The organism is Stenotrophomonas sp. PS02301 (assembly GCF_029959485.1).
Classification (GTDB): domain Bacteria; phylum Pseudomonadota; class Gammaproteobacteria; order Xanthomonadales; family Xanthomonadaceae; genus Stenotrophomonas; species Stenotrophomonas maltophilia_Z.
In genome coordinates, this window is the sequence record NZ_JASCOO010000172.1 from 1 (window position 1) to 3,911 (window position 3,911).

Genomic DNA, 3,911 nt, shown 5'->3' on the forward strand with positions numbered 1-3,911 from the left:
GGCTCAGCGCCGCCGCAACAGGCGCCAGGCGCCCCAGCCGCTGGCCGCGAGCGCGGCCAGATAACAGGCGATCACCCAGCCGAACCGCGTCGGCTGGGTGTCGGCACTGGCGACATGCCGGCCGAAACGCAGCTGCAGCGCGCTGTGACCGCTGCCGAGGTCGGCCGCCAGTTGAAGTGCCAGGGCGACCATCACCGCCAGCAGCGCCAGGCCGAAACCGATCCGCGGCCAGCGGGCCTGCGCCGATGGCCGACCCAGCACCCACGCCACGGTCGTGCTGGCGGCGAGCAGGGCTGCCGCCCATAGCAATGCAGCGCCCGCAGGGGCGCTGATTGCATGAGCCGCGGTGCCGGCCTGGGCGAACCCCGGGACCAGCATCGCGAGCATCCCCCCACCCCGCGCGATCGCGGGGTGGGCCGTGCGGCGGTTACTTGCGCGTGCCATCAAGCCAGTTCGGGCCCTTGTTGGTCAGGAAGAACATATAGACCACCAGCGACACGGCGATGATCGCCGTGACGTACACCGCGAACATGCCGACCTGGCCGGTCTTCAGCGCGCCCTGGTACAGCAGCGGCGCGGTACCACCGAACAGCGAGTTGGCCATCGCATACCCAAAGCCCACGCCCAGTGCGCGCACATGGGTCGGGAACAGTTCGGCTTTGACCACCGCGTTGATCGAGGTGTAGCCGGTCAGGATCACGAAGCCGATGCCCAGCACCAGGAAGGCCATGAACGGATCGTGCTGGTTCGGCAGTTCAGTGATCAGGTACCAGCTGTACAGCACGCCGCCGATGCCGAAGAACACCAGCAGGCTCTTGCGCCCGACCATGTCCGACAGCCAGCCGCCGATCGGCTGCAGCACCATCAGGAAGGTCAGCACGCCGAGGTTGATCATCGTCCCGGTCATGACGTCATCGCCCGCGAACGCGCTCTGGATCATTTTCGGCCCGTTGACCGAATAGGTATAGAACGCGACGGTGCCGCCGGCGGTGATCAGGAAGCACAGCAGCAGCGGGCGCCACTGGTTGACGAACAGCTCACGCATCGAGCCGGAGGCCTTGGCGCGGCCATCGCGTGCGGCCTCGATGGAATCGGATTGCAGCGATTCGTCCATGCTGCGGCGCAGCCAGAACACCACGATCGCCGCGATACCGCCGATGCCGAACGCCACGCGCCAGCCCCAGGCGGAGATCTCGGGCTTGTCCCAGAAGGTCAGCATGCCCAGCAGGGTCAGCTGCGCCAGCACGTGGCCACCGACCAGCGTGACGTAGTGGAACGAGGACAGGAAACCGCGGCGGCCGGGAAGCGCGGCCTCGGACATGTACGTCGCACTGGTGCCGTATTCGCCACCGGTGGCGAAGCCCTGCAGCAGGCGCGCGAACAGCAGGATGACCGCTGCCCAGATGCCGATCTGCGAGGCGGTCGGGGTGATCGCGATCAGGAACGAACAGGCGGCCATCATCGTGACCGACACCGTCAGCGCCAGCCGGCGGCCGTAGCGGTCGGCGAAGCGGCCGAAGTACCACGCGCCGATCGGGCGCATCAGGAAGGTGGCGGCGAAGATCGCCCACACGTACATCGTGGAGTTCTTGTCGGCGGCCGAGAAGAACTGGGATTCGAAGTAGACCGCGAAGACCGAGTAGACGTAGACGTCATACCACTCGACCAGGTTGCCGGCCGAGCCTTTGAGGGTATTGGAGATGGAACGCCGCAGGGCGGCCCGGTCAGAAGGTGCCGCGGTGGCGGGGACGGATGTACTCATACAGGGTAGGGGGTCCTGGCGGGGAAGCGTTGATTGCTCTTGTTACCTTACCGCACGTCAAAAACGGGTGCGTGTCAGGCATCACGATGCGGCCCGGTGAAATCAGCGTGCCAGCACAATGGGTGCCGCGCCATCGGCAACGGCCTAGAATTCGTGTTCCCCCGCACCGTGGTGGCCCATGGCCGTCCTACCCGAATCCCCGTCGGCCGCTCCCCGCAGCGGCCTGGTCGTCCTGGCGCTGCTGCTGGTGTACGTGGTCTGGGGGTCCACCTATCTCGGGATCCGGCTGGCGCTGGAGGGCGGCGCGCTGCCGCTGACGATGGTTTCCGGGGGCCGGTTCATCATCGCCGGTTCGCTGATGTACCTCGTGCTGCGGTGGCGTGGCTCGCCTGCCCCGACCAAGCGCCAGTGGCGCAACCTGGCGATCATGGGCCTGACCATGCTGGTGCTGGGCAATGGCATGGTGGTACTGGCCGAGCGCACGGTGTCCTCGGGCCTGGCCGCGACCGCGGTGGCCTCGGTGCCGCTGTGGATGGCCCTGTTCGGCGCGATGCGCGGGCAGAACGCCAGCCGTGGCGAGTGGCTGGGCATCGCGATCGGCTTCCTCGGCGTCGTCTGGCTCAACGCCGGCAGCAGCCTGACCGCTACGCCGCAGGGCCTGATCCTGCTGCTGATCGCCCCGATCGGCTGGGCCTTCGGCTCGATCTGGGCGCGCGGCCTGGATCTGCCCAGCCCGTTCATGACCGCCGCCGGGCAGATGCTCTGCGGTGGCGCGATGCTGATCGTGCTCGGCCTGCTCAGTGGCGAACGTCCGACCACCTTGCCCAGCATGAATGGGCTGCTGGCGGTGGCCTACTTGTGCATGTTCGGTTCGATCGTCGCCTTCACCGCCTACGTGTGGCTGCTGCACAACGTGCGCCCGGCGCTGGTGGCCAGCTACGCCTACGTCAATCCGGTGATCGCGGTGATCCTGGGCGTGATCATCGGCAACGAGCATTTTGGCGGCCGCGACTTCCTCGCGATGGCGGTGATCCTGGCCGGCGTGGTGGTGCTGACCCTGGCCCGGACGCGCGCGAAGTGAGCCTGCCCGCCCACCACAGCCTGCAGGAACAACGCCGCGGGCTCGCGATCACTGCCTTCACCTTCACCCTGTGGGGCCTGGTGCCGGTCTACTGGCACCTGCTCAAGGCCGTGCCGTCGCAGCAGATCATCGCGCACCGCATCATCTGGAGCACGGTGCTGGTGGTGGCCTGGCTGCTGCTGAGCAACGGATTGGGCTGGTGGAAGGCCATTGCCGCGCAGCCGCGCGCGCTGCCGACGCTGGCACTGAGCAGCGTGGCGATCGCGTTCAACTGGGGCCTGTACATCTGGGCGATCAACGCCGGGCACGTGATCGAGACCAGCCTGGGATATTTCATCAACCCGCTGGTCAGCGTGGTGCTCGGCGTCGTGGTGCTGAAAGAGCGCCTGCGCGGCCTGCAGTGGCTCGCTGTGGGCTGCGCGGCCCTCGGGGTGGCATGGCTGACCCTCGATGCGGGAACGCCGCCCTGGATCGCGCTGGGGCTGGCCTGTTCGTTCGGCCTGTACGGACTGCTGCGCAAGATGATCTCGGTGGACCCGGTGGCCGGGCTCGGCGTGGAGAGTCTGTATCTGTTCCTGCCGGCGATCGGGTTCGCGCTATGGAGCGAGAATGGGCACGGGGGCGCTTTCTTCTGCGGCTGGGGCTGGCGCAACGATGCGCTGTTGATCTTCGGTGGTGCGGTGACGGCGTTGCCGTTGATCGGGTTTGCGTATGGGGTGAAGCGGATTCCGTTGTCGCTGGTTGGGATTCTGCAGTACATCGCGCCGAGTATCGGGTTGTTGTTGGGCGTGTTCTTTTTCCGCGAGCCGTTCGATACGGCCAAGGCGGTGGGTTTCGCGGCGATCTGGACCGGGCTGCTGCTGTTCATCGGCGACGGTGTGTGGCGGTCGCGGGCTGGTGGTGCGTTGAGGCGCTGAAGGCTAAGAAGAGCTTGAGAGCTTGAGAGCGGGAGCCTTGGTTTGCCGGGCTGCTTGGCCAGGCGGGGTGTGGGTGGGTGCGCGGGAGGCGCCGTGAACCCATCCATGGGGGCTCATATGCCGCCATCCATGGCGGCATATGGTCCCGCAC

4 protein-coding genes are annotated in these 3,911 nt (G+C 67.1%); 2 read left to right on the plus strand and 2 right to left on the minus strand.

Annotated elements, in window-relative coordinates:
* Positions 1-3: 3 nt before the first annotated feature.
* Positions 4-387: a hypothetical protein gene (locus QMX81_RS20580; RefSeq protein WP_259462219.1), complete on the minus strand. Its 384-nt coding sequence runs from the start codon at positions 385-387 to the stop codon at positions 4-6.
* 40 nt (positions 388-427) lie between these two features.
* Complete coding sequence (locus QMX81_RS20585; RefSeq protein ID WP_121044208.1) at positions 428-1,762, minus strand: MFS transporter; 1,335 nt, start codon at positions 1,760-1,762, stop codon at positions 428-430.
* A gap of 178 nt (positions 1,763-1,940) precedes the next feature.
* Between QMX81_RS20585 and yedA the strand changes: the two genes are divergently transcribed.
* The gene (gene yedA, locus QMX81_RS20590) at positions 1,941-2,843 is read left to right on the plus strand and encodes a drug/metabolite exporter YedA (RefSeq protein WP_121044205.1); all 903 of its coding nucleotides are present in this window, start codon (positions 1,941-1,943) and stop codon (positions 2,841-2,843) included.
* The gene (gene rarD / locus QMX81_RS20595; protein WP_282264302.1) at positions 2,840-3,760 is read left to right on the plus strand and encodes an EamA family transporter RarD; all 921 of its coding nucleotides are present in this window, start codon (positions 2,840-2,842) and stop codon (positions 3,758-3,760) included. The genes yedA and rarD overlap by 4 nt, the downstream gene beginning before the upstream one ends.
* Positions 3,761-3,911 lie beyond the last annotated feature (151 nt).